Genomic DNA, 25,219 nt, shown 5'->3' with positions numbered 1-25,219 from the left:
TGATGATCACAAGTTATTCTCATGATCGATGACATTGCACAGCCTGCGCAGGATGGACACCTGGTTCAGCGTGCTCGCCCCAATGTTCAACCTGCATCTGAAAACCACTGGCGTGACCGAACTGTGGCGTGTGCGTAAGCCGGGCGGCGATGGCATCATCACCCGCTACGAAGGTTTCGATGCCCACCACCCCCTCTGATCGGCTAAGGAATAGTCCCGATGCGTATCAAGACACTGCCGGCCTGTGCCACGGCGTTCTACCCGAACGCCAAAGCGCAGACCGCCGGGATCAAACCATGACGGCCATTTTTCGGCCGCGTCCGACGTTGATCTTTTTGCTGCTGTTGCTGGTGCTGGTGTTCTGGCTGTCCCTGGCCCTCGGGCCGGTCAGCCTGCCGCTGGGCGATACCTTGCTGGGCGGGATGCGCCTGCTCGGGTTGCCGCTTGACGGTGGCGACACGCAGCAGGCGGAGTTGATCCTCGGTCAGATTCGCCTGCCGCGCAGCTTGCTCGGCATCGCCGTGGGTTCGGTACTGGCGTTGTCCGGCGTGGCGATGCAGGGGTTGTTCCGCAACCCCTTGGCCGATCCGGGTCTGGTCGGTGTTTCCGGTGGCGCGGCACTCGGTGCCGCCCTCGCCATCGTCGGCGGCAGTCTGCTCGGTGGCATGCCAGCGGCGATCGAACCTTATCTGCTGTCGGTCAGCGCCTTCGCCGGTGGCTTGATCGTCACGGCGGTGGTGTATCGCTTTGGTCGCCGCAACGGGCAAACCGACGTTGCCACCATGCTCTTGGCGGGAGTGGCGATGACGGCCATGGCCGGTGCCGGCGTGGGGCTATTCACCTACCTGGCCGATGACGCGACCTTGCGCACCTTGACGTTCTGGAACCTGGGCAGCCTCAACGGTGCCAGCTACCTGCGCTTGTGGCCGTTGCTGATCGTCACCCTGGGCGTGGCGCTGTGGTTGCCCCGTCGGGCGGCGGCGCTCAATGCCATGCTGCTGGGTGAGTCGGAAGCCCGTCACCTGGGCTTCGACATCGAGCGGATCAAGCTTGAGCTGGTGCTGTGCACGGCGCTCGGCGTCGGTGCGGCCGTCGCGGCGGCCGGCCTGATCGGCTTTATCGGCCTGGTGGTACCGCATCTGATGCGTCTGCTGGTCGGCCCGGATCACCGGGTGTTGCTGCCCGCGTCGTTACTGGCCGGTGCCAGCCTGCTGTTGTTGGCTGATCTGGCGGCGCGCCTGCTGTTGGCGCCAGCCGAATTACCCATCGGTATCGTGACTGCACTGATCGGCGCTCCGTTCTTTCTTTATCTGCTGGTACGAGGGCGTTCCTGATGCTGCGGGCAAACAACTTGCTGGTACGCCGTGACAAGCGCACGGTACTGGCGAACATCGATATCGAGTTGCGCCCCGGTGAAGTACTGGGTGTGCTGGGGCCGAATGGCGCCGGCAAAAGCACCCTGCTCACCGCTTTATGCGGCGAACTGGCGAGCAGCGAAGGCACGGTCAGCCTCGACGAGCGTCCACTCGCCGACTGGCCGGGTCAGGAACGGGCCAGACGTCTGGCCGTGCTGCCGCAGAGTTCGAGCCTGAACTTTGCGTTCTCGGTCAATGACGTCGTGGGCATGGGTCGCTTGCCTCACGCCAGCGGCCGCGTGCGCGATGGCGAAATCGTCGCCGAGGCGCTTTCAGCTGCCGATGCGCTTCATCTGGCCGGACGCAGTTACCTGGCCCTGTCCGGCGGTGAACGCCAGCGCGTGCATCTGGCGCGGGTGCTCGCTCAACTGTGGCCGGGTGCCGAAGGGCAAACCCTGCTGCTCGATGAACCGACGTCGATGCTCGATCCGCTGCACCAGCACACCATTTTGCAAGCCGTGCGTGATTTCGCCGAGCGCGGGGCGGCGGTGCTGGTGATTCTGCACGACCTCAACCTGGCCGCACGTTACTGCGATCAACTACTGTTGTTGCAACAGGGCCTGCCCCACGCCTACGGTCCACCGGCCGAGGTGCTGACCGCCGAAGCGCTGGCGGCGGTCTATGGGTTGGAGGTGCTGATCCACCAGCATCCGGAACGCGGCCACCCGTTGATCATCGCGCGCTGATACCGCCCCCTCCTCTGTCATCGAGGGGGCATCTGTCCAATAAGGAAAACCGATGCGCTTTGTGTTGCTCTGTGCATTCAGCCTGTTGGCTGCCTGCCAAACCCATCAAGTTACACCACTGCCGGCGTCGATCGCCCCGCAAGGGCGTGATCACACTGACTTCGGGGTCATCCGTGAACTCGCCACGGGCCGCACGCTGACGCCGCAAGAACTGGTCCAACGCCTGGCCGCTGCCCCACGTGTTTTGGTCGGAGAGCAGCACGACAACCCGGACCACCACGCCCTGCAACTGTGGTTGCTGCGCGAACTGGCGGCACAACGCGCCCAGGGCAGTCTGCTGATGGAAATGCTCAATCCCGATCAACAGGCCAGGGTCGATGCCGCCCAAGCCGCGACCCGCGCCGGACAGCCACCGGCCGATGCGTTCACGGCGCTGGCCTGGCAGGCCAATTGGGACTGGAGTGTTTATGGCGCACTGGTCACCTACGCGCTGCGACAACCGTATCCGCTGTTGGCGGCGAACCTGGACCGCGCGCAGATCATGCAGATCTACAAACAGCGCCCGGTACTCACGGGGCAAGCGTCCACCACCCAACAGGTGCAGGCGACCTTGCTGGACGACATCCGCGAATCCCATTGTGGTCTGTTGCCCGAAGCACAGATGCCGGCGATGCTCGCTGTGCAGCAACAGCGTGACCGGCGCATGGCGGAGCGCCTGATGGCCGCGCCTCTACCTGCGCTGTTGCTGGCCGGTGCCTTCCACGTGCGCAAGGACCTGGGGGTGCCATTGCACTTGAAAGACCTCGGTGCCGGTGAAGGGAATGCGGTGCTGATCCTGGCCGAAGTGGGCAAGACCGTGACTGCCGAGAGTGCGGATTACGTGTGGTACACCGCCGCACAACCGGAAGAGGATCATTGCGCGCAGCTGCGTCGTTAATCCCCCCTACAAAATCATCAAGCCCCGTTCCGGCGCGACACTATGTCACGCCTCTGTGTCGGTCCAATGGTCGTATCCGCCCCTCCGGCACCGACACAGTTTGTTAACATCCCCACGATTTTTTCGTCTGTACAGTCATCACGCTGTCATTTCAGCCTGTTCAACAGGATGCTTTTTTTCATGAGTACTGTGTATACCCGCCGAACGGTCCTGCAAGGCATGGGCCTGTTGAGCCTGGGCCTGCTCGCCGGTTGCGACGACAGCAGCAAGCTGTCGTTCAAGTACGGCAAAGACCTCAGCGACAAGATCATGGGGCGCAACTTCAAGCTCAAGAACGCTCAGGGCGAAACCCGGATGCTGGGCAGCTATCGCGGCCTGATGCCGATGGTGTTCTTCGGTTTCACCCAGTGCCCGGCCGTGTGCCCGACCACCCTGGCCCGCGCGGCCCAGGCCAAAAAGCTGATGGGTCGCGATGGCGAAAGGCTGCAGGTGATCTTCATCACCCTGGACCCTGAGCGCGACACGCCAGAGATGATCGATAAATACGTAAAAGCCTTCGACCCGAGTTTTGAAGCGCTGTACGGCACCCTGGAAGAAACCGCTGCCACCGCCAAGGAATTTGGCGTGTTTTTTGAAAAAGTCCCGAGCGGCGATACCTATACCCTCTCCCATACCGCGACCAGCTATGTCTTCGACTCCCGGGGCACTCTGCGCCTGGGACTGTCCACGTCCCTGACGGCCCAAGAGTGCGCAGAAGACCTGCTCACCGTGATGGAGGTTTGCTGAAATGAATGCCCCGCAGGCTAAAAACCGTTTCGCACAACGCTGCAAGCAACTGGCGCTGGGCTTGTCCCTGGTCGGCCTGGCCTTTCAGGCGTCGGCACAAACCGAGGTCGAAGACGCCTGGGTCCGCGCCACCGTGGCCGGCCAGCCGTCGAGCGGTGCCTTCATGACCGTCACCGCGAGCAGCGACAGCAAACTGCTGAGCGTGCAAACGCCGGTTGCCGGGCTTGTGCAGATCCATGAAATGAGCATGAAAGACGACGTGATGAAAATGCAGCAGGTGGGCGCCGTCGCACTGCCCGCCGGTAAAGCGGTGAGCTTCGATCCCCACGGCTACCACATCATGCTCATGAACCTGACGGGCCAGATCAAGGAAGGCGACAAGGTGCCGCTGACCCTGACCGTGGAAGACGCCGGGGGTGAGAAAGAGTCGATTCAGGTTGAAGCCGTTGCCAAGGCGATTGGCACTATGGATCACAGCTCGATGATGCATGATCACAGCAAGATGAATTGATTTTCCCGTAGTATTGCAACACCAAAAAGATCGCAGCCTGCGGCAGCTCCTACGAAATCGGTGTAGGAGCTGCCGCAGGCTGCGATCTTTTTTTGATCAAGACCTTTTCATGTCAACTCAAACCAGCTTGAGTACGACGTTGATGTTGTTGCGCGTGGCTTTCGAGTACGGGCAGTACTGGTGCCCGGTGTCGACGATTTTCTGCGCGGTTTCGCGATCCAGCCCTGGCAGGCTGACATTGAGCCGCGCCTGGAGCAGGTAGCCGCCTTCATTGGTGCCCAGGTCGACTTCGGCATCGACGGCCACATCCTTGGGCAACGCCACTTTCATTTCCCTGGCCGCAACCTGCATGGCGCCGATAAAACAGGCTGACCATCCGGCAGAGAACAGTTGCTCAGGGTTAGTACCGCCACCGCCCGCACCTGGCGACGACAGCTTCACATCGAGGATTCCGTCGGAGCTGCGGGAGGCGCCGTCACGCCCGCCGGTGGTGTGGGTTTTGGCGGTGTACAACACTTTATCGATCTGGTTCATGGTGACCTCCTGATTAAGTTGTAAGAAACCGGTTTTAACACCCCATCGGGTCGCTGGGATGGTCAATCAATATAGACGTCACACGCCCACACCGTGGTCGATCCGACCAGCGCCCGTTTCTTGTTTATTTACGCGCCAACTTGTACCTGACGCAGTCCTCATAAAAGCTCTGCCGTACAGCAGTCGGTTTGAATCGCGACGGACTGTCATAAGTTTGCTCTGTAATGCCAAGTGCCATCATGCGCATCCAGGTTTTGGCGAACTTGTAGACCTGAATTTTCTGGCGGGCGGCATACAAAGAAACGCCTGCAAGCTTGAGTTCCTGTGCCCTTGCAGCGGTGCCCGCACCCCAACTGCACATGTACTGATCATTGCTGGCCAGTTCTTTGGCTTGAGCCGAATTAGCTACACCCGCAACTACCAGCGGGATTAACGCGATCCATATTTTGCGCATCTTGACCTATTTAACTGGCTGAAAATTAACTAATTTTGCTGAGGATTTTTAAACTTGGGGGCCAGCATCGTGCCTTTTCTGCAAATTAAAGCGAAAACGAGATGGGCAATGTCATTTCTTGCGAGTTTTCAATCCTTTGCTATAGCTAAGACTCTCAATCGCCAACTAAGTGAGGCAACGGAATGTCAGTCGCAAAGAAAATGAGTGTGGGGCAACTGACAATGTTGACTGCCGTCAACATGTTGGGCTCCGGCATTGTGCTTCTACCGACGAAACTCGCGGAAGTCGGTGCAATTTCGATCCTCTCCTGGCTGGTGACGGCCACCGGTTCCCTCGCTCTGGCCTACGCGTTTGCGCGATGCGGGATGCTCAGCCGCAAGACCGGCGGCATGGGCGGTTATGCCGAATACACCTTCGGTAAAGCGGGTAACTACATCACCAACTACACCTACGGTCTGTCGCTGTTGATTGCCAACGTGGCGATCAGTATTACTGCGGCTGGTTATATCCAGGTGTTGTTCGGGATAAAACTCGATTCGCTGCAAGTAGGTCTGGCGACTATTGCTCTGTTGTGGATCACCACCTTCGCCAACTTTGGCGGCGCCAGCATCACCGGCCGGATCGGTGCGATCACGGTCTGGGGTGTGATTGCCCCGGTGGTGCTGGTATCCACGGTGGGCTGGTTCTGGTTCGACAGCAGCGTCTACGCCGCAGGCTGGAACCCTCACGACAAAGGCTGGTTCGAAGCGGCAGGCGCCTCGGTGGCGATCACCCTGTGGGCCTTCCTCGGCCTGGAATCGGCTTGCGCCAACACCGACGCGGTGGAAAACCCTGAGCGCAACGTACCGATTGCCGTGCTGGGCGGCACCCTGGGTGCGGCGGTGATCTACATCGTCTCCACCAACGTCATCTTCGGTATCGTCGGCAACGAAGAACTGGTCGCGTCCACCGCACCGTTCGGCCTGGTGTTTGCCAAGATGTTCACCCCGATGGTCGGCGACATCGTGATGGCGGCCATGGTGCTCGCCTGCATCGGCTCGTTGCTGGGCTGGCAGTTCACGATTGCCCAGGTGTACAAAAGCTCGGCCGACACCGGCTACTTCCTGTCGATCTTCGCCAAGGCCAACAAAGCGGGAACGCCGATTGTCGGCATGCTGGTACTGCTCGCCGCACAGACCGCGCTGGCCCTGCTCACCATCAGCCCTGACCTGAGCAAGCAGTTCGACACCCTGGTCAATCTCGCGGTGGTGACCAACCTGGTGCCTTACATCTTGTCCATGGCCGCGCTGATGACCATGCAGAAAGTCTCCAACGTGCCGGAAGGCAAGGCACTGGTGACCAACGTCATTGCCCTGATCGCGGCGGCCTACAGCTACCTGGCACTGTACAGCTCCGGTGAGCAGGCCCTGATGCTGGGCGGCGTGGCCACGATCTTCGGTTACACCCTGTTCGGCTTCGTCAACAACCGCCTGATCCGCCTCGAAGCTCTCAACAACAGCGTACCGACGCAAACCGTCAGCGCGCAGCACCTCACCGCCGAGCCAGTGCCGGTGAATAATCTGAATACAGCCACTATGGAGGTTCAAGCATGACGGAATATAAACACTCGCTGGGCATGCTGGCGCTACTGGTCAGCAGTCCGCCGGACAAGCGAACGGTGTTCGGCCGCGCCCTGGACCAACTGGTCCACGACGTAGAGGGACGTGGCGTCAGTGTTCTGGCCTCGGAAAGCCTCACCGATGCCGCCTCGATCCTGCGCTCTGACCCGGCCATTCAATGCGTGCTCATCCGATGGGAAATGGACACCAGCGAAGGCCATGCCGACTGCACCAAATTGCTGGTCAAGCTGCGTGAGCGCAACACCCGGGTGCCGGTGTTCCTGATCAGCGACCGTACCACCGCGTCGACCATTCCATTATTGGTCATGCAACACGCCGACGACTTCATCTGGTTGCCCGAGGACACCTCCCGTTTCCTCAGCGGACGCATCCTGGCGGCCATCGAACGCTATCGCCAGGCCGCCCTGCCGCCGATGTTCGGCGCGCTGGTGAAGTTTGCCCGCAACTATGAATACTCGTGGCACACCCCCGGCCATGCCGGCGGCACCGCGTTTCTGAAGAGCACCGCAGGCCGGGCCTTCTACGAGTTCTTCGGCGAGAACCTGCTGCGTTCCGACCTGTCGATCTCGGTTGGCGAACTCGGTTCGCTGCTCGATCACAGCGGCCCTATCGGCCAGGGCGAACGCTATGCCGCCAAGGTCTTCGGCGCCCACCGCACGTATTACGTGACCAACGGTTCGTCGATGTCCAACCGCGTCATCCTCATGGCCAGCGTCACGCGCAACCAGATCGCCCTGTGCGACCGCAATTGCCACAAGTCCGCCGAGCATGCGATGACTCTGTCCGGGGCGATTCCGACCTACCTGGTGCCGACCCGCAACCGCTACGGCATCATCGGCCCGATCCTGCCGCAGACCCTGAGTGCCGAAGGCGTGAAAGCCGCCATCGCCAACAACCCGCTGGTCAAGGAAGGCATCGACCCGACACCCGTGCACGCCATTGTCACCAACTCCACCTACGACGGCCTGACCTACAACGTCACCCGTGTCGAAGAGCTGCTGGGCGAAAGTGTCGACCGTCTGCACTTCGACGAAGCCTGGTACGGTTATGCGCGCTTCAACCCGCTGTACAGCGGGCGCCATGCCATGCACGGCAACCCTGCCGATCACGACAAGTCCAAGCCGACCGTGTTCGCCACCCAGTCGACCCACAAGTTGCTGGCCGCCCTGTCCCAGGCCTCGATGATCCACGTGCGCGACGGCCGTAACCCGATCGAACATGCGCGCTTCAACGAGTCGTACATGATGCACGCCTCGACCTCGCCGAACTACGCGATCATGGCGTCCTGCGACGTCAGCTCGGCAATGATGGAAGCGCCGAGCGGGCAGATCCTCACCAGCGAATCGATTGAAGAAGCCATCAGCTTCCGCCAGGTGCTCTCGCGCATGCACAACGAGATGCTGAGCAAGGATGACTGGTTCTTCACCTGCTGGCAGCCGCCGACCGTACAGGTTGGCGCAGCGACCGTGCCGTTCCATGAGGTCGACCCGGCTACGCTTAAAACCGACCCGAACTGCTGGGTCCTGCACCCGAACGCGGTATGGCACGGTTTCGGTGACATCGAAGACGGCTACTGCATGCTCGACCCGATCAAGGTTTCGGTACTTGCCCCGGGCATGGGCGACGACGGCAACCTGCTCACCAACGGCATCCCCGCCTGCGTAGTCACCGCGTACCTGGGGCGTCAGGGTATCGTGGTCGAGAAAACCACCGACTTCACCATCCTGTTCCTGTTCTCCATCGGTATCACCAAAGGCAAATGGGGCACGCTGCTCAATGCCCTGCTCGACTTCAAGCGTGATTACGACGACAACGCCGAGCTCGAGCTGTGCCTGCCCGATCTGTACAACGCCAACCAGCACCGCTATGCCGGCATGGGCCTGAAGGATCTGGCCGACGAAATCTTCGCCGCCATGAAGAAACACAAGACCACCGCCAACATGTCCCAGGCCTTCGGCACCCTGCCAAAGGCCGAGTTCAGCCCGGTGGAGGCCTACGAAAAACTGGTGCGCAACGACATCGAACTGGTGACCCTCAACGAAGCCGCCGGGCGTCTTGCCGCGACCGGTATCGTGCCGTATCCACCAGGCATCCCGTTGCTCATGCCGGGTGAGAACGCAGGGCCTGCGGACGGTCCATTGCTGGCGTATCTCAAGGCACTGGAAGCCTTCGACAAATCCTTCCCCGGCTTCACCCATGACACCCACGGGATCGAAGTCGAGGACGGCGTTTATCGGATGCTGGTACTGAAATAAGTCACGCAGGTTCACCGCAACCCCTGTGGGAGCGAGCCTGCTCGCGATAGCGTTTTTGCAGCCAACATCACTGTTGCCTGACACGACGCCATCGCGAGCAGGCTCGCTCCTACATTGCTTTGCATCGCCCCCACAAATCCCTATGGGCAAATTCGATCACAGCGCTCTATGATTGATCCCCATGACCACCACCGCTGCAATCCGCTCACCCTGCCCGCCCGGCGCCTGCGACTGCGGGCGTGACCCGTTGCTGGAAACACCGGGGGCGGACCTGCGCATTCTGTTTCTGACCCGCAACGAAGAAAAACGCCTGATCGAACGCCTGGAAAACCTGCAGAGCCTGAGCGATCTTGAGCACGTGCAACGGCGCATGTTCGAACAGTTGGGTCTGCGCGTGGACATCGCCCCCGGCTTCAACGAAGTGCGCACCATGCGCGGCATCGGCATCCGCGTTGGCGAACTGCCGGGGCTGTGCCGCAAGACCCGCGCCAACATCCCCGCCGCTATTCGCCGTGCCATGGAAAAGCGCCCGGAGATTGCCTACGAACTGCTCAATGCCAACGACCTGTTGCGTGACGCCTGATGAAGCCCATTCTCGAGTTCCCCCTCACCGACAAGATTCTCACCACGTACGCCCTGGCCATCGGTGCCGACCTGCAGGGCTACCGCAACCACATTTACCGGGTGCTGAATTTCCATACCGCCCTCAGCGGTGCCGAAGGTTTGCCCTCGGACGCCGTACAGATCGCAGCGGCGTTTCATGACCTGGGTATCTGGACCGATGACACCCTCGACTACCTGCCGCCATCCATTGCCCTGGCCACTGAGTACCTCGACAGCCAGCAACGAGTGGAACTGAAGGATGAAGTCAGCGCGTTGATACTTGAGCATCACAAGCTGCGCCGGTATCGCGGCGCTTGTGCCAACAGTGTCGAACACTTCCGCCAGGCCGATCTGGTGGATGTGTCGCTGGGCCTGGTGCGTTTCGGCTTGCCCCGAAGCTTCATCAAAACCGTGCAGGCGACCTTTCCCGATCACGGTTTTCACTCGATGCTGATGAAGCTTTCAGCCCGGCAATTCATCCGCTCACCGCTGCGCCCGCTGCCCATGTTTCGCTGGTGAAACAGGCGTCTGTTACCCCCTCGAAAATGCACCGGAACAGGATCAGCGGTCGTACATGAATCGCAAGGCGCTGCTATGCCTTCCATGGGAGATTTTGCCGCAAGCCAGCCAGGACGGAACTGGAAACCCAAGCGCGGCCACGGCCCCGGCGCCAGCCAGGTGCGCGCATAAAACCGGTGCCAATGCGCAACAGGAGGTGACCGATGTTATTCATCGTCAGTTGGACAATCAGCCCGGATAACCGTGATGCCGCAATCGCACGTTTTCTCAAGACCGGTGGCGCGCCGCCTGCAGGCGTCACCATGCACGGACGCTGGCATGCTGTAGGGAGCTCGGCCGGCTTCGGCATTGCCGAGGCGAGTGATTTGGTGCCGATTCAAAAATGGGTGCTGGAGTGGAACGACCTGATGAGCATGGACGTGCACGCCGCATTGACCGATGAGCAAATCGCACCCTTGCTGGCCGCCACTGCCGCCCGGTAATGACGATTGAGGCGGCGAGTACCGCTCGCCGCCCCGATTTGGTGGGTGTCTTTGAGCGAACACTCTTTCGGCGCAATGCGCCTGAATCAATGCTTTCTGACTATCCATTACTGGATATTTCGCAATTCAAACCTACGCTCTTCCCGGGGGTTACGAATTTCAACGACGGTTGGGGGCTCGTCTCGATTTACTCACGCAAGTACGCAGGAGCTCGACATGAACCGGACAACCTTAACCTCGATGTTAGCGGTCCCCCTGTTGCTGTCTGCAATGGCGTTTCCCAGCCTGACCCTTGCCGCCGACAAAGCCCCCAACATCCTGGTGATCATGGGCGACGATATCGGCTGGTCGAATATCGGCGTCTACAACCAGGGCATGATGGCCGGCCGAACGCCCAACCTTGATCAGCTAGCGAACGAAGGCATGCGTTTCACCGACTATTACGCCGAGGCCAGTTGCACCGCCGGCCGCGCCAATTTCATCACCGGCGAACTGCCGATTCGTACGGGAATGACCACTGTCGGCCAGGCCGGCTCGCCCGTGGGTATTCCCGCCGAAGCCGTCACCATCGCGACCACCCTCAAGGCCATGGGTTATGCCACCGGCCAGTTCGGCAAGAACCACTTGGGTGACCTCAACCAGTTCCTGCCCACCGTCCATGGTTTCGATGAATTCTTCGGTTACCTCTATCACCTCGACGCCATGGAGGATCCGGCACACCCCAATTATCCGAAGGAACTGCTGGACAGCGTCGGCCCACGCAACATGGTCCACAGCTGGGCCTCCACCACCGATGACACGACCGTGATGCCGCGCTGGGGCAAGGTGGGCAAGCAGAAAATCGAAGATGCCGGCACGCTCTATCCGGAGCGGATGAAAACCGTTGACGAGGAGATTCGCGACAAGGCCTTCTCTTTCATCGACAAGGCCAAACAGGACAACAAACCGTTCTTCGTCTGGCTCAACCCGACCCGCATGCACATCGTCACGCACCTGTCCGACAAGTACGAGGCCATGCGCAACTCGCAGAATGGCTGGTCGGAACAGGAAGCCGGCATGGCGCAGCTCGATGACATCGTTGGCGACGTCCTGGCGAAGCTGAAAAAAGACGGCATGGACGACAACACCATCGTGATTTTCACCACCGACAATGGTGCGGAAAACTTCACCTGGCCCGATGGCGGCACGACGCCGTTCGCCATGGGCAAAGGCACGGTCATGGAAGGTGGCTTCCGGGTGCCGGCAATCATTCGCTGGCCAGGCAAGGTGCCGGCCAATCAGATCGCCAACGGCATCATGTCCGGCATGGACTGGTTCCCGACCCTGGTCGCGGCGGCAGGCAACCCGAACATCACGGCGGAACTGCTCAAAGGCAAACAATTGGGCGATACCACCTACAAAGTTCACCTGGACGGCTATGATCAAACTCCAATGATCACCGGAAAAGGTCCGTCGAACCGACATGAAGTTTTCTACTTCGGAGAAAGCTCCTTGGGTGCAGTGCGCATAGACGACTACAAATATCGCTTCATTGATCAACCGGGTGGCTGGTTGGGGGCTAAAGTTGATGTGGACGTGCCGAACCTGACCAATCTTCGACTCGACCCATTCGAGCGCATGGGCTGGCCGGAAAATCAGGCCGCACAGGGTTCGCAACAATACTTCGACTGGTTCAAGTTCCAATTCTGGCGTTTCGTGTTCGTCCAGCAGCAGGTGGCCAAACTGGCTGAAACAGCGATCGAGTTCCCGCCGATGCAAAAAGGCGCGAGTTTCAACCTCGACTCGGTTAAAGCCAAGATCGCCAAGGCTCGAGCAGAGATGGCTAAGTAACAGCCGAATCCACGGGTGGCTGGTGCAGTCCACCCGTATTCGAAATGGACAATTGCTGAGGGATTTCAATGCCGACAAAAACCGCTACCCTGCCCGCTTCTGCGCTACTTGCCCTGTGCTGCCAGCAAGCCTGGGCCGGTGGCATCATGCTCTATGAAATCGGCACCGATAACGCTGGCCTGGCCAACGCCGGCGCCGCCGCCCGTGCCCAAGGCCCCTCGACCATAGCCAGTAACCCCGCGGGCATGAGCTACCTGCCGGGCACGCAAATCACCGCCGGCTTGCAGGTTCTGTATGGCGACCTGAGCTTCGACCGCGACTCTGGCACCAACGTCCCGGGCAGCGGCAGTGGCAATGCCCTCGATCCGATTCCCGGTGGCAGCTTCTTCATCAGCCATGAACTGGACGAGCACTGGAGCGTCGGTTTCGGCCAGTACGGTGACTTCGGGTTGGCGGTCAACTACGACAACGATTGGTCCGGCCGTTACTTCGCACAGAACTCCAGCCTGCTCGGCCTGTCGCTGGTACCGAGCGTGGCTTATCGCTTCAACGAGCAGTGGTCGGTCGGCCTGGGCATCAAGGCCATGTACGGCATGCTGAAGGCCGACACCGCCATCGACCGCTCCCCTTTCGGCTTCACTGACCGCTCTGACGGCCAATTCAAGTACCGGGACAACACCTGGGGCTATGGCGCCAACGTCGGCGTGATCTACGCCCCGCAACCCGGCACACGCATCGGCCTGACCTACACCAGCCAGGTCGACCTGGACTTCGAGGACCGGCTCGATGTGAAGGGCGACGGACGTCTGCTCGAGCGCGTCAACAACACCAACACCGAACTCGACATGAAGGTACCGCAAACCGTCACCCTGAGTCTGTTCCAGCAACTGGACCGGCAATGGGCGTTGTTGGCCTCGGCCAACTGGCAGGACTGGTCCAAGTTCGGCGACATCGCCGTAGAGGTCGACACCACGGCCCTTGGTGCGCAATCGACAACGGTCGACGCCGGCTTCAAGGACACCTGGCACCTTTCCCTTGGCGCGCAATACCAGGCCACCGAGCAGTGGTTGTGGAACTTCGGCGTGGCCTACGACAGCAGTGCCGTCTCGGACAGCAACCGTAGCGTGGTCGTGCCGATGAGCGAATCCTGGCGCATTGCCACAGGAGCCACCTATGCTCTGAACAAAGACACTGATGTCAACGTCAGCTGGGCCATGGTCTGGATCGGCGACATGCCGGTTGACCAGGCCAAATCCGTATCGGGCAATCAAATTTCCGGTGAATTCGACAATGCCTGGATTCAAGCCTTGACCGGGAATATGACCTGGCGATTCTGATGTCTTGTAAACGAAAGAACGACGATTTCATCCAAGGAGTAAACACCACTATGAATCTGTCCCGAAACCTGCTTGTCGGCGCCGCGCTGGCCAGTCTGTTGCTAGGCGGTTGCACCTCGAAAGTGACTGAGAAGGAGCAATACTCTGGCTTCCTGTCCAACTACAACAACCTGCAGGAAGTCCAAACGCCGAGCGGCGGCACCGCGATGCGCTGGGTCAGCCCTTCGTGGAACCCGAATGCCTATGACACCGTGGTGTTCAACAAGCTGGAGCTGTACCCGGCGCCCAAGCCCAACGAACGGGTCAACCAGCAAACGCTCTCCGACATCCAGAACTACATGACCAGCAAGGCCAAGGCCACCCTGGGTCAGAAATACCGCGTAGTGTCCAACACCTCGTCCGCACCGGCCGGTTCCAGGCCCCTGATCATGCGTGCGGCAATTACCGGGGTGACCGCCGAGAACGAAGGCATGAAGTGGTATGAAGTGGTCCCGGTCGCAGCCGTTGTCGGCGCGACTCAGGCCGCCACCGGTCACCGCGACCAGGACACCACCCTGTTCATCGAAGCCGAGTTCGTCGACGCGAAGAGCAACCAGACCGTGGCCAAAGTGGTGCGCAAGGTGTTTGGCACCGCCCTGGAAAACGAAAGCCAGAAGATTACCGCCAAGGACTTCAAGGCGGCGATCGACAAACTGGGCACCGACTTCCAGGCGTTCCTGAAGTAACACACTCTTGTGGCGAGGGAGCTTGCTCCCTCGCCACCTGGGGTTCCTTCCTGACTCTTGCGGTCACTCCTTCATCCCCACGTTTCTGCTGTCGAAGGCGATTTAGGCCGCGCCGCCCTTGGCTTTCTGCTCCAGATGCAATTGCAGCTGCGGCTCGATCTGCAACGCCGCGGCCAGTTCATCCAGATAGTTGCGCTCGGCGTCCTGCTGGTCGTCCACCAGCATCACGCTGGCCAGATACATCTCCGAGGCCATTCCAGGATCGGTCGCCGACTGCGCCACGTCATTGGGGTCCAGTGGCTTGGCGACTTCATCGTCCAGCCATTGCTGCAATTGAGGATCGTCAGTGTGACGGCCGATCTCGGTGCTGATCATCTGCTTCTCGGCGTCGTCGATCCGGCCATCAGCCTTGGCCGCCGCAATCAATGCCCGCAGGATCGCATGGCTGTGCTCCTCGGCTTCCGGGCCGGCGAGCAAGTCCACCGTGCGCGGAGCTTCTTGCGGGGCCGACGCCTGACTGCGCTGCCAGGCCTGGTACGCCTGGAACGCCATCATGCCGAGGGACGCCAGCGCCGCATAATTTGTGCCACCACCGGAGCGGCTTTGTGGCGCGCCACCCATCGGCGAACCGCCGCCGAGCAAACCACCGAGCAAACCGCCCAACCCTGCGCCACCGCCGCCACCGCCGCCAGCACCGCCGCCACCGCCCAACAACCCGCCGAGCAATCCACCCAGGTCGCCGAGCCCGCCTTGGGCCGCCGCGCCACTGCCACCCTGCTGCGCCATCGAGCCCTGGCCGGCGCGCAATAATTGTTCGAGCAGATCGCTGGTGTTCATGACGCTTGTCCTCTTTGGAAGGGGTTTATCCAGTCAGGCAACGATAGTCCCCGCAGGCGAATGTGCCAGCACCGTTGGGCTGACGCGCCCGTGCTACCGCAGATGGGTCCGGAGTATTTTTTTGCGGCGCAGCTAAGATTCATAGGTGGTGAACCTTATTCCCGGATACCCGGTCGATACCTGCAACCCGACCCGGTTTGCCACCGCCCCCATACGCGGGGTGACAACTGGCTTGCTTCATTCACTGGAGAACGCCCCCGTGATTTCAACCCTACGAATCGCCAGACTCAAAGCATGGGGCGCCCATGGTTTTACCGCCACTGGCGTGGTCACCGCTTTCCTCGCCACCCTGTCCCTGCTGGATAACCAGCCGACCCATTGCCTGCTGTGGCTGGGCGTCGCCCTGATCGTCGACGGGCTGGACGGTGCACTGGCGCGCAAGGTCAATGTGCAGTCAGTGTTGCCGAGCTTCGATGGCTCGATCCTCGACCTGGTGATCGATTACCTGACGTATGTGTTTATCCCGGCACTGTTCATCTATCGCTACATCCCGTTGCCGGACTACACCTTGCTGCTGAGCGTGTCGCTGATTCTGGTGTCGTCGCTGTTCTGCTTCTGCAACGTCAACATGAAGAGCAAGGACAACTACTTCCAGGGCTTCCCCGCCGCCTGGAACGTGGTTGCCCTGTGCCTGTACATCATCGCTCCGTCGCCGTGGATCACCTTTGTTACGGTGATTGGCCTGGCGCTGCTGACCGTGACCCGGATGAAATTCCTGCATCCGTTCCGCGTGCGCCGGTTCATGCCGATCAACATTGCGGTGACGGCCATCTGGTTGCTGTGCAGTTTGTCGCTGGTGCTCAACCACCCGGTGATCAACCCGTTGGTGATGGGGCTGTGGCTGCTGATGTCGGCGTACTTCCTGGGCATCTGCTTATGGCGCACGGCGCTCGAGTGGTTTGACCAATCGCGGCTCAAGTAGCCATGGCGGTCCATATTGTTCAACTCGGATCACCCCGTCGACCCGACGAAGGTTTGCGCCTGGGTACGGTACGCCGCCCTCCCCGTGGCGTACCGAAAGCCGAATTCGCCTGTCGGGATTTTTATGATGTCTGGCAGCCGCTGCTGTCGCCCAGCGCGGAGCTGGTGGCCGAGGCCAAGGCTGCGCAAGATGCCAAGGCCTGGGAGGTGTTCAGACGCAAATTCAAGGCCGAGATGAGCCAGCCCGCTGCCAGTCAGATGCTCGACCTGCTGGCTGCGTTGTCCCATCAGACATCCCTGGCCGTGGGCTGTTATTGCGAGGATGAAGCGCATTGTCATCGCTCGGTGTTGCGCGAGTTGCTGGAGGCGCGTGGTGCGAAGGTCATTTAGCCGGCACCACCAATCCCCCTGTAGGAGCGAGCCTGCTCGCTCCTACAGGGGGGGTTGCATTGTTATCGCTTAGCGCCGCGTGATCACCACTTCCAGGTATTCACTCGGCACCACCAGCGACTTGTCGCCCGCCCGGTTCATCCGGTGGATCAGTTCGGTCAGGTCCATCTCCAGGGCCTTGGCGCCGTCCGCGGGCAGCGCGGCGAAGGCCTTGTGCACCGGCCCGTACCACTCGCGGAAGGTGTCGATGAAATGCGCCGCCGAGCGATAGCGGAAATTGAAGGTGCGACGCGTCACCTGGAGCAGAAATTCCCGCTCGTCAAAATGCTCGTGCAGCCAGGCTTCAGTACCCCAGCGCGAGGGCGGATTCGCTCCCGGCGGGGGTGGCAGGTGCTGGCCCAGGGTCTTGAACATCTGGCCGACGAAACCTTCCGGCGTCCAGTTGGCCAGGCCGATCCGGCCGCCCGGGCGGCAAACCCGCGCCAGTTCCGTGGCGGCTTTGGGCTGGTCCGGCGTGAACATCACGCCGAAGGTCGACAGCACGGCATCAAAACTGCCGTCGGCAAAGGGCAAGGCTTCGGCATCGGCGACCTGGAAGGAGACGTTCAGGCGTTCTGCCCGGGCCCGTTCTTCGCCGCGTTCGAGCAAGGCCGCGACATAGTCGGTGGACGTCACCTGGCAACCACGGCGTGCAGCCGCGAGTGTCGCGTTGCCGTTGCCGGCAGCAACATCGAGCACGCGCTCATCGCACAACAGGTCGCAGGCTTCGGCCAGTTGCTCGCCGACAATTTGCAGGGTGGTGCCGATCACGGCGTAGTCACCGCTGGCCCAGGAGGCCATCTGGCGGTTTTTCAAGGCAGTGAGGTCAATGGGTGTACTCATGGAAACGGTCTCTGGGGTGAAACACGAATCGGGCCTGGCGGGCGTTCACTCCGCCGTTGTCGGGTCGATAATGTTCATGACTTGGGAAATGCGATTGGCGGGAAACCCGCTCACCCGGGCGTGCTCCCTGATCTGCTCCTCGTTCGGCGAGATGTACACGCAGTAGAGCTTGTCACCGGTGACATAACTCTGCAGCCACTGCACCTCTGGCAACTCACGCAAGGCCCGGCAGGACTTTTGCGAAGCGGCTTTCAAATCCCTTTCCGACAGAGCTCCGGCGCCCTGGATCTCACGTTCGATGACGAACTTAGGCATGGCAACCTCTCTTTATTGTTCTGGATGGCAGGGCGGCACTCACCCTGTGGTCAAACTATCGTCCTGACGGGCGCTGGCGTCCTGCCCGATCGTCGCCCAACCCTGCCCGATCGTCCGGAGATTCCACGTTGCGCGCCGGCGCGTTCACAATCAGGAACCCTCCCACGGGGAAACCCCAATGGACGCTCTGTCACAGACCCTGCGCGTCGTGCATCTGGTCGGCGCGATCTTCATCAACGCCCGCTTCACTGCGCCCTGGTGCTACCAGTCGCCCAGCGCCGATACGGCGGCGCCGTTTCTGGAGCCCGATGCGGAACGGGTGGTGATCTTTCACCTGATCACCGAGGGCGAGTGCTATGTCGAACTGGGCGATGACCCGCCGCTGCTGCTGAGTGCGGGCGACGTGGTGATCTTCCCCCAGGGCGATGCCCATCGCATGTGCTCACGTCCCGGATTACCCCCGGCCACGGGTGCGCGACTGGATGCGGTGTTGGCGCGGCGGCCCCGGCAGCTGAGTTATGGCGGGGGTGGCGCGGTCACCCGCCTGGTGTGCGGGTACCTGGCCTGCGACACGCGCCTGGCAGGCATGTTGCTCAAGGGCTTGCCGGCCGTGGTGCGGGTCAATGTGCGCGGCTCGGATGCCGGCATCTGGCTGGAATCCTCCGTGCGCTATGCCCTCGCCGAAGCCCGCTCGCCCCGCCCCGGCGGCGAAGGGGTATTGGCCAAACTCGCCGAAGTGCTGTTCATCGAAGTGCTGCGCCTGTACATGAATGAACAGGGCGAAGGCCGCACCGGCTGGCTGGCCGGTGTTCGCGACCGCATCGTCGGCGCTGCCCTCAACGCCTTGCATAAAAAACCCTGCCACGCCTGGACGCTGGACGAACTGGCGCGCACCGCCAGCACCTCAAGATCGGTATTGGCCGAGCGTTTCCAGCAACTGGTGGGGGTGTCGCCGATGCAATACCTGACGCAATGGCGCATGTTGCTGGCCGCCAATCTGTTGCGCAGCAGCAACAGCTCCTTGACGCGGATCGCCGAAGAAGTCGGCTACCAGACCGATACCGCCTTCAGCCGCGCCTTTCGTCGCGAGTACGGTGCGCCGCCGGCGGCGTGGCGGCGCGCTCAGGTGGCCTCGAATCACTTGAGCGGTCGCTGAGCCAGCGCAGGCGACAGCACCGCCCAGGCCCGCTACTCTCGCTACCCAGCGACTGACCTCTGAAAGGACTCACAACATGGCACCCCGCCTGGACTGGCTTGCTCGACATATGCAGCACAGCAACACATTCGCTTCGTGGATCCACCAGCAGTTCCACTACGAATACGCCGGACAGCCCCTGCCTGACTGGCAACGTGAGTTCACCGAAGGCCAAGACAACGGCGACTGGAAATGTCTGATCGCCCTCGACCACGACGAGCTGGTGGGCGGCGCAGCACTGGCCAGGGCCGACCTGGACCATCGCCCGGATCTGGGGCCGTGGCTCGCTTGCGTGTTCATCACCCCCGAGGCACGCGGCAAGGGCCTGGCAGAGCGATTGATCGAAGGGATTTGCGCGCAAGCCAAAGCCAGCGGCGAGAAGAGAGTCTACCTGCACACCCAGGACCAGAGCGCTTATTACGCCAAGCGCGGCTGGGTGGTGCTGGAGCGTTTTGAAGCGTGGGAAAAAGATCAATGGCTCATGGCTCGGGACCTGTGAGCCATTGATCAAGCGGATTACGCCGCAGGCGCGCTGGCCCTGGCCTCCTGCAGCAACTGCTGAATCATTTGTTCCTGCGTGTCGTAGCTGCCTTCACCGAAGTGGGTGTAACGCACCTGCCCCTTGGCATCGATCAGGTAGTGCGCCGGCCAGTACTGGTTGTCGAAGTTGCGCCAGATCGCGTAGTTGTTGTCGATCGCCACCGGGTAGGTGATGCCGTACTCCTTCACCTTGGCCCTGACGTTGTCGATGATGCGTTCAAAGCCGTATTCGGGCGTGTGCACGCCGATCACCACCAGTCCGTCCTTTTCATATTTCTTCGCCCAGTCCTTCACGTACGGCAGGGTGTGCTTGCAGTTGATGCAGTCGAAGGTCCAGAAATCCACCAGCACCACTTTGCCTTTCAGCGCTTCGTTAGTCAGTGCGGGCGAGTTCAACCAATCCACCGCGCCGGACAGCGACGGCATCGCGCCTTGGGCATTGTCCATGGCGCTGTCGGCCTTTACCTTGCTGACCAGGTAATCGACGACTTTCGGCACGGTCTCCAGCACGCCCTTCTCGACACTGCTGACACCTTGCGAAGAAGTATTGGCCAGCAACAGGTCGTTGGCCCCCGTTGCAATCACCGCCGCCCCGGCCAGCACCGCAACCCCGGCGCCACGGCGCAACCAGCCCGTAACCGGAATCGACGGTTTCAAGCGATTGACCAGGCCGCGACCGGTAAAGATCAAGGTGCCCAGGGACAGCGCACTGCCCGCACCATAGGCCACCAACAACAGACTGGTGCCGGCGTTCGCGCCCTGCAGCATGGCGCTGGTCAGAATCACCCCGAGGATCGGCCCGGCGCACGGTGCCCAGAGCAACCCGGTGGCGACACCGATCATGATCGAAGCCAGCGGCCCGGACACCTTGCGCGAGTTCGGGTCGATGCGATTACCCAGCAGCACGAAGGGCCGCGCCAGCCAGTCACCGACCCGAGCGGAAATCAGCGACAGGGCGAACAGCACCATCACCACCAGCGCTACGTGGCGGCCGGTGTTGCTGGCCTGAATCACCCACTCACTGCTGACCACGGCCAGGCTGGAGACCAGGGCAAAGGTCAGAACCATGCCGCCGAGGGTGAGCAGGATCGAGGAGCGTGTGTGGTCGGCCCCGGCAAACAGCAATGGCACGACCGGCAGGATGCACGGGCTGAGGACGGTCAATATGCCGCCCAGGAAAGCGATGAGTAACATGGGATCACCTAATACACATTAGAGGGCGACACATCACCACCGTAGGAGCAGGCTTGCCTGCGAAGGCGTCGGCACATTCAATACAGATATCACCTGCAAGACCGCCTTCGCTGGCAAGCCAGCTCCTACAGCGGGTTGGGGGTGTTCTCAAGCAGTCTGCTCATCCAGCATCTGCCCTTGCGGTGTACGGCTGGAACCGTCCTGCGCCAGGAAGCCATTGGTGCCCTTCTCCGCCACGGGCGTGAGCTGGAAGCAGGAGTTGCTGGCGCAGGCGCTTTGCTCGACAGCGGCGTTGGCATGGGCGGCCACACCGGCGACGGAAAAGGCGATGGCGGTCAAAAAGCGGGAAACGTTGTTCATGATGTCCTTCCTGTTTCAAATGGTTTGGGCGATCGTTGGTCGCAACACTCAGTTTTGCGAGTTGCAGTTGTCGGCGAATTTTCGGTAATCCAGCACCTGGGATTTCGACTGAGCGTCGAGGTACGTCAGCCGCGCATTTACCACGCCGCAGGAAGGCGTAGCGTCTTCGGTCAGCGACACCACTTTCCTGATGTCAAGTTGGGTGCCGTAGGTGTAGGTTTTTGGAGCGACATCGGCTTCGGCACGGGCCGACAGGGTGCAGATGTTCAGTGCGGCAAACAGGCACGCGGCGTAGATGGCTTTGGTGTTCATGGCGAGTTCCTCAAGGTTTCAAAAGGTTGATCCGAAGCGGTCTGGTTTGCCTCGATGGAACCTATTAAAAGCTTGCGAGGTATCTCGTCTGTGTCGGGAATCGGCGTGAATCAATCGGTACGTATCAGAACCGGGCGCAGATACAGAGCAATACAAAACCGCTGAACATCGGCTTTTTTGCCTTCGTGTGTATCCTCAGGCAAGCCAGATACACTGCAATACAAAGGGCGGCAGGCGAGCCCGCCCAGGCTCGATAGACTGTGTGGCATTCCCCATTTATCAGAGGTTTGGCCCAATGGATCACGTTGATCACATCCTCATCGTTGACGATGACCGCGAAATCCGCGAGCTGGTAGGCAACTACCTGAAGAAGAACGGCTTACGCACTACCGTCGTGGCGGATGGACGGCAGATGCGCGCTTTTCTGGAAACCACCCCGGTGGACCTGATCGTGCTGGACATCATGATGCCGGGGGACGATGGCTTGCTGTTGTGCCGCGAACTGCGCGCCGGCAAACACAAGACCACGCCAGTGCTGATGCTCACCGCCCGCAACGATGAAACCGATCGCATCCTCGGTCTGGAAATGGGTGCCGACGACTACCTGGTCAAGCCCTTCGCGGCCCGTGAACTGTTGGCGCGGATCAACGCGGTGCTACGGCGCACCCGCATGCTGCCGCCGAACCTGGTGGTGACCGAAGCCAGCCGCCTACTGGCCTTCGGGCGCTGGCGTCTGGACACCTCGGCCCGTCACCTGCTCGACGAAGACGGCACCATGGTTGCCCTGAGCGGTGCCGAGTATCGATTGCTGCGGGTGTTTCTCGATCATCCGCAACGAGTGCTCAACCGTGATCAGCTGCTGAACCTGACTCAGGGCCGCGATGCCGACCTGTTCGACCGCTCCATCGACTTGCTGGTCAGTCGCCTGCGCCAGCGCCTGCTCGACGACGCCCGCGAACCGGCCTACATCAAGACCGTGCGCAGCGAAGGCTATGTGTTCTCCCTGCCGGTGGAAATTCTGGGCGATCAATCATGACGCAGGCGCTGCATTGGCCGCGGACCCTGGCCTCGCGGCTGTCGCTGATTTTCCTGATCGGCCTGATCCTCGCCCAGGCGCTGTCCTTCGGCGCGCAGTATTACGAGCGCTACGAATCCTCGAAAAACACCATGCTCGGCAACCTGGAAACCGACGTTTCCACGTCCATAGCCATCCTCGACCGCTTGCCCGCCAACGAGCGATCCGGCTGGCTGCAACAACTGGAGCGGCGCAATTACAGCTACCTGCTCAATGAGGGTTCGCCGGGCACGCCCATACGCACCGACATGCCCGATACGCCCATTGCCATCGCCTCGATCAAAGACGCCATCGGTCACGATTACCCGATGACCTTTACCGACATTCCCGGGCCGAAAAAACATTTTCAAGTGCACTTGAACCTGGCAGATGGCAGCCCGCTGACCATCGACGTCCGTCCGGCAATGGTCCCGTTGTCGCCCTGGCTGCCCATCGTGTTGCTCGGGCAACTGGCGCTGATGCTGGCCTGCTCCTGGCTGGCGGTCAGAATCGCCATCCGCCCCCTCACCCGCCTCGCCGGTGCCGTCGAAACCCTGGACCCCAACGCGCACCCAGTACTCCTGGACGAAAAAGGCCCGACCGAAGTCGCCCACGCCGCCAAGGCCTTCAACTCGATGCAGGCACGCATCGCGGCGTACCTGAAGGAACGCATGCAGTTGCTCGCGGCGATTTCCCACGACCTGCAAACCCCGATCACCCGCATGAAACTGCGCGCCGAGTTCATGGACGACTCCAGCGAAAAAGACAAACTGTGGAACGACCTTGGCGAGATGGAACACCTGGTCCGCGAAGGCGTGGCCTACGCCCGCAGCATCCACGGCGCCACCGAAGAAAGCCGCCGCACCGACCTCGACTCGTTCCTCGACAGCCTGGTGTTCGACTACCAGGACGTGGGTAAGGACGTTCGGCTCACAGGCAAAAGCGCCACCGTCATCGACACCCGCCCCCACGCCTTGCGCCGGGTGCTGGTCAACCTGACGGACAACGCATTGAAATTTGCCGGTGCTGCCGAGTTGCAAGTGGAAAAACAGGCCGATGGCAAGCTGTCGATCAAGATCCTCGACCGCGGCCCGGGCATCGCTGAAGAAGAACTCAAGCAAGTGATGGAACCGTTCTACCGCGTGGAAAACTCCCGCAACCGCAGCACTGGTGGCACCGGGCTGGGGCTGGCGATCGCCCAGCAATTGGCAATTGCCATTGGAGGGTCGTTGACCTTGAGCAATCGTGAGGGTGGCGGGTTGTGTGCGGAGTTGCGATTGTCGGTGTAGATCTTTTCGGTTTCGGTTCCGGTTCTCGGGTTTACTCGGGACTTGTGGCCACTGAAGATCCCTGTGGGAGCGAGCTTGGTCCGGGCGGCGTTCCGACGATGGCTTTGTGTCAGGCGGCATGGATTTTTGAGGGTGTACCTATCCGTTGCTGCGGTAACGGCCACTTAGGGTTCCGCCCTTACGGCGGGTCACTTGGAAAAGCCCCAAGTAACCAAGGGCTCTTGCCCCTGACATTCGGTGCCTCGCCTAGGCTCGGCATGCCCTCGCTCCGGTCCTGCTCCGTGGGCCCGCCGCCATCGGCCATCCATGACCGGGGGCGGCTAACCCGGCATCCATGCCGGGTTGCCCACTGCGCAGAACCTCCACTCGGCCTCACGAGGGGGCGTGTACCGCAAAAGCAAAAGCGAGGCGGCCTACCGGCCGGCCTGGTTCTTCATGCGTGCGCATTTCCCTGTAGGAGCTGTCGAGTGCAACGAGGCTGCGATCTTTTGGCTTTATTACTTACAAACAAGATCAAAAGATCGCAGCCTTCGGCAGCTCCTACAGTTGAGCTGGGTACATTCGAAAGAAATTGGTCGGCTGGCAGGCCGCCTTCGTCGGAACGCCGCCCGGACCAAGCTCGCCCACAGAACAGCAAAGGCAGAGCGGCGTACACCCACGCTCTTCACCACTCATCAGGCCGAGCGTTAGCTCGCCTGCAGCTTTTGATCTTGATCCACCCGCCCCCTCGGCAGGCTGGGCGGAGGTGTTTATCCGGGGATTGGCGCGCAGCGCCGTTCGACGCAGTCGAACTCATTGCATGTAGGTCGAAGCGAAGCCGACCGGAGGGCAATGCCCCCGGATGAATGCCGGAGCGAAGGAACGCCGAGCCTTAGCGAGGGGCCGTACGTTCGGGGCGAGCGTTTTTTTGGTTACTTTTTTTAGGCGCTGTCTAGTCCTGAAATAGGTTTACACCTGTTTCAGCCTCAAAACGCCCGATGCACCGCATCGGGCGTTTTGTATTTCAGCGACAGATGAGGCCGCTCGTTGTTATAGATCTGCACCGACTCGTCCACCATCCGGATGGCCTCTGCAAAATCTTTGGGGCGATGCAGCAATAACTCGTTTTTCAAAATCCCGTTCACACGCTCAGCCAACGCATTTTGGTAGCAGTCGTAGCCATCGGTCATTGAGCAGG

At 61.0% G+C, this 25,219-nt stretch carries 28 protein-coding genes and 1 pseudogene; 20 read left to right on the top strand and 9 right to left on the bottom strand.

Annotation, left to right across the window (positions count from 1 at the left end; all coding sequences use genetic code 11):
• Positions 1-40 precede the first annotated feature (40 nt).
• The 6 genes and pseudogenes from AC1D19_RS28035 to AC1D19_RS28010 all read left to right on the top strand — a co-directional run.
• Positions 41-184: pseudogene (locus tag AC1D19_RS28035) on the top strand (hemin-degrading factor); the annotation flags it as partial.
• Positions 185-350: 166 nt separating this feature from the next.
• Entirely contained in the window at positions 351-1,334 is a 984-nt protein-coding gene (locus tag AC1D19_RS28030) for a FecCD family ABC transporter permease (RefSeq protein ID WP_477765324.1), read from the top strand.
• Entirely contained in the window at positions 1,334-2,101 is a 768-nt protein-coding gene (locus tag AC1D19_RS28025) for a heme ABC transporter ATP-binding protein (RefSeq protein WP_477765292.1), read from the top strand. The genes AC1D19_RS28030 and AC1D19_RS28025 overlap by 1 nt, the downstream gene beginning before the upstream one ends.
• 52 nt (positions 2,102-2,153) lie before the next feature.
• Positions 2,154-3,038 carry a ChaN family lipoprotein gene (locus AC1D19_RS28020; protein WP_477765291.1) on the top strand — a complete coding sequence of 295 codons (885 nt, stop codon included), beginning with the start codon at positions 2,154-2,156 and terminating at the stop codon, positions 3,036-3,038.
• Positions 3,039-3,218: 180 nt separating this feature from the next.
• Positions 3,219-3,824, top strand: coding sequence for an SCO family protein (locus AC1D19_RS28015; RefSeq protein ID WP_477752760.1), 606 nt, complete (start codon positions 3,219-3,221; stop codon positions 3,822-3,824).
• 1 nt (position 3,825) lies between these two features.
• Positions 3,826-4,335: a copper chaperone PCu(A)C gene (locus tag AC1D19_RS28010; RefSeq protein WP_477765290.1), complete on the top strand. Its 510-nt coding sequence runs from the start codon at positions 3,826-3,828 to the stop codon at positions 4,333-4,335.
• A gap of 117 nt (positions 4,336-4,452) precedes the next feature.
• Here AC1D19_RS28010 and AC1D19_RS28005 read toward each other — a convergent pair whose 3' ends face one another.
• A complete protein-coding gene (locus tag AC1D19_RS28005; RefSeq protein WP_007991821.1) occupies positions 4,453-4,869 on the bottom strand; it encodes an organic hydroperoxide resistance protein in 417 nt (138 codons plus the stop codon).
• 124 nt (positions 4,870-4,993) lie between these two features.
• A complete protein-coding gene (locus AC1D19_RS28000) occupies positions 4,994-5,323 on the bottom strand; it encodes a hypothetical protein (protein WP_477752762.1) in 330 nt (109 codons plus the stop codon).
• 182 nt (positions 5,324-5,505) lie between these two features.
• Here AC1D19_RS28000 and potE point away from each other — a divergent pair, with 182 nt between their 5' ends.
• From potE to AC1D19_RS27960, 8 genes are all read left to right on the top strand, one after another.
• The gene (potE, locus tag AC1D19_RS27995) at positions 5,506-6,915 is read left to right on the top strand and encodes a putrescine-ornithine antiporter (RefSeq protein WP_477765289.1); all 1,410 of its coding nucleotides are present in this window, start codon (positions 5,506-5,508) and stop codon (positions 6,913-6,915) included.
• Positions 6,912-9,197 carry an Orn/Lys/Arg family decarboxylase gene (locus AC1D19_RS27990; protein WP_477765288.1) on the top strand — a complete coding sequence of 762 codons (2,286 nt, stop codon included), beginning with the start codon at positions 6,912-6,914 and terminating at the stop codon, positions 9,195-9,197. The genes potE and AC1D19_RS27990 overlap by 4 nt, the downstream gene beginning before the upstream one ends.
• 181 nt (positions 9,198-9,378) lie before the next feature.
• A complete protein-coding gene (locus tag AC1D19_RS27985) occupies positions 9,379-9,780 on the top strand; it encodes a hypothetical protein (protein WP_477752765.1) in 402 nt (133 codons plus the stop codon).
• Positions 9,780-10,319, top strand: coding sequence for an HD domain-containing protein (locus tag AC1D19_RS27980; RefSeq protein ID WP_477765287.1), 540 nt, complete (start codon positions 9,780-9,782; stop codon positions 10,317-10,319). Before AC1D19_RS27985 ends, AC1D19_RS27980 begins: the two co-directional genes overlap by 1 nt.
• Before the next feature lie 203 nt (positions 10,320-10,522).
• A complete protein-coding gene (locus AC1D19_RS27975; protein ID WP_116263655.1) occupies positions 10,523-10,801 on the top strand; it encodes a DUF3303 domain-containing protein in 279 nt (92 codons plus the stop codon).
• Positions 10,802-11,017: 216 nt separating this feature from the next.
• Entirely contained in the window at positions 11,018-12,631 is a 1,614-nt protein-coding gene (locus AC1D19_RS27970) for an arylsulfatase (RefSeq protein ID WP_477765286.1), read from the top strand.
• A gap of 68 nt (positions 12,632-12,699) precedes the next feature.
• Complete coding sequence (locus AC1D19_RS27965) at positions 12,700-13,968, top strand: OmpP1/FadL family transporter (protein ID WP_477765285.1); 1,269 nt, start codon at positions 12,700-12,702, stop codon at positions 13,966-13,968.
• 50 nt (positions 13,969-14,018) lie between these two features.
• Positions 14,019-14,693 (top strand): DUF3313 domain-containing protein, encoded by a 675-nt coding sequence (locus AC1D19_RS27960; RefSeq protein ID WP_477765284.1) that lies wholly within the window; start codon positions 14,019-14,021, stop codon positions 14,691-14,693.
• A gap of 102 nt (positions 14,694-14,795) precedes the next feature.
• On the opposite strand, the gene AC1D19_RS27955 is transcribed toward AC1D19_RS27960, so the two are convergent.
• A complete protein-coding gene (locus AC1D19_RS27955) occupies positions 14,796-15,530 on the bottom strand; it encodes a tellurite resistance TerB family protein (RefSeq protein ID WP_477765283.1) in 735 nt (244 codons plus the stop codon).
• A 259-nt stretch (positions 15,531-15,789) separates the two neighbouring features.
• Between AC1D19_RS27955 and pcsA the strand changes: the two genes are divergently transcribed.
• Positions 15,790-16,512: a phosphatidylcholine synthase gene (gene pcsA, locus AC1D19_RS27950; protein ID WP_477752771.1), complete on the top strand. Its 723-nt coding sequence runs from the start codon at positions 15,790-15,792 to the stop codon at positions 16,510-16,512.
• Positions 16,513-16,514: 2 nt separating this feature from the next.
• The gene (locus tag AC1D19_RS27945; RefSeq protein ID WP_477765282.1) at positions 16,515-16,901 is read left to right on the top strand and encodes a DUF488 domain-containing protein; all 387 of its coding nucleotides are present in this window, start codon (positions 16,515-16,517) and stop codon (positions 16,899-16,901) included.
• 69 nt (positions 16,902-16,970) lie between these two features.
• Here the strand turns inward: AC1D19_RS27945 and AC1D19_RS27940 are convergent, their stop codons facing one another.
• A complete protein-coding gene (locus AC1D19_RS27940; protein ID WP_477765281.1) occupies positions 16,971-17,783 on the bottom strand; it encodes a class I SAM-dependent methyltransferase in 813 nt (270 codons plus the stop codon).
• Positions 17,784-17,828: 45 nt separating this feature from the next.
• On the bottom strand, positions 17,829-18,098 hold the full coding sequence (locus tag AC1D19_RS27935) for a DUF4242 domain-containing protein (protein WP_477765280.1): 270 nt from the start codon (positions 18,096-18,098) through the stop codon (positions 17,829-17,831).
• Between the two features lie 178 nt (positions 18,099-18,276).
• Between AC1D19_RS27935 and AC1D19_RS27930 the strand changes: the two genes are divergently transcribed.
• Positions 18,277-19,254: an AraC family transcriptional regulator gene (locus tag AC1D19_RS27930; protein WP_477765279.1), complete on the top strand. Its 978-nt coding sequence runs from the start codon at positions 18,277-18,279 to the stop codon at positions 19,252-19,254.
• A 76-nt stretch (positions 19,255-19,330) separates the two neighbouring features.
• Positions 19,331-19,792, top strand: coding sequence for a GNAT family N-acetyltransferase (locus AC1D19_RS27925; protein ID WP_477765278.1), 462 nt, complete (start codon positions 19,331-19,333; stop codon positions 19,790-19,792).
• A gap of 17 nt (positions 19,793-19,809) precedes the next feature.
• On the opposite strand, the gene AC1D19_RS27920 is transcribed toward AC1D19_RS27925, so the two are convergent.
• From AC1D19_RS27920 to AC1D19_RS27910, 3 genes are all read right to left on the bottom strand, one after another.
• A complete protein-coding gene (locus AC1D19_RS27920; RefSeq protein ID WP_477765277.1) occupies positions 19,810-21,027 on the bottom strand; it encodes a cytochrome c biogenesis protein DipZ in 1,218 nt (405 codons plus the stop codon).
• Positions 21,028-21,174: 147 nt separating this feature from the next.
• Positions 21,175-21,387: a hypothetical protein gene (locus tag AC1D19_RS27915; protein WP_477765276.1), complete on the bottom strand. Its 213-nt coding sequence runs from the start codon at positions 21,385-21,387 to the stop codon at positions 21,175-21,177.
• A gap of 48 nt (positions 21,388-21,435) precedes the next feature.
• On the bottom strand, positions 21,436-21,699 hold the full coding sequence (locus tag AC1D19_RS27910) for a DUF2790 domain-containing protein (protein WP_223463033.1): 264 nt from the start codon (positions 21,697-21,699) through the stop codon (positions 21,436-21,438).
• Between the two features lie 295 nt (positions 21,700-21,994).
• Here AC1D19_RS27910 and AC1D19_RS27905 point away from each other — a divergent pair, with 295 nt between their 5' ends.
• Together AC1D19_RS27905 and AC1D19_RS27900 are read left to right on the top strand one after the other, a co-directional pair.
• The gene (locus tag AC1D19_RS27905; protein ID WP_007978356.1) at positions 21,995-22,735 is read left to right on the top strand and encodes a response regulator; all 741 of its coding nucleotides are present in this window, start codon (positions 21,995-21,997) and stop codon (positions 22,733-22,735) included.
• A complete protein-coding gene (locus AC1D19_RS27900; RefSeq protein WP_477765275.1) occupies positions 22,732-24,042 on the top strand; it encodes an ATP-binding protein in 1,311 nt (436 codons plus the stop codon). Before AC1D19_RS27905 ends, AC1D19_RS27900 begins: the two co-directional genes overlap by 4 nt.
• Positions 24,043-25,007: 965 nt before the next feature.
• Here the strand turns inward: AC1D19_RS27900 and AC1D19_RS27895 are convergent.
• The coding region (locus tag AC1D19_RS27895) for an integrase core domain-containing protein (RefSeq protein WP_477763138.1) at positions 25,008-25,219 on the bottom strand (212 nt) is incomplete at its 5' end.

It is taken from the genome of Pseudomonas sp. P1_C12, from assembly GCF_056406435.1.
This window is presented reverse-complemented; position numbering and strand designations above follow the sequence as displayed.